Origin of the sequence: Hydrogenovibrio sp. 3SP14C1, from assembly GCF_029625905.1 — a bacterium.
In the GTDB taxonomy this organism is placed as follows: domain Bacteria; phylum Pseudomonadota; class Gammaproteobacteria; order Thiomicrospirales; family Thiomicrospiraceae; genus Hydrogenovibrio.
Genome location: NZ_JARTLM010000185.1, coordinates 1 through 260 on the forward strand (window position 1 = coordinate 1; position 260 = coordinate 260).

At 57.3% G+C, this 260-nt stretch carries 1 protein-coding gene; it reads left to right on the forward strand.

The features are described 5' to 3' along the window. A partial coding sequence (locus P8629_RS12170) for a hypothetical protein (RefSeq protein WP_278166370.1) occupies positions 1-260 on the forward strand: 260 nt, incomplete at both ends.

Here is a 260-nt window from a genome sequence, read left to right on the forward strand (position 1 = left end):
TGGACGAGCAGATTCGCCAGGCTTTCGTCGACAGTTCCGACCCGGACCTGGCGATTGACTGGCTGATGGCTTCGTTGCGGCACACCTTTGCCTCGGTCACCCGTTACGACAACCTTGATGCGCTGTTGCAGGCGCACCCGGATGTGGTGGTGATGCTCGATACCTACAACCAATTGCTGACCCAGCGTAACGACCTGGTGGAAGCGCGGTTTGTTGCCAAGTTCTATGACCTTGACCTGCAATACATCGCCAAAGCCGAG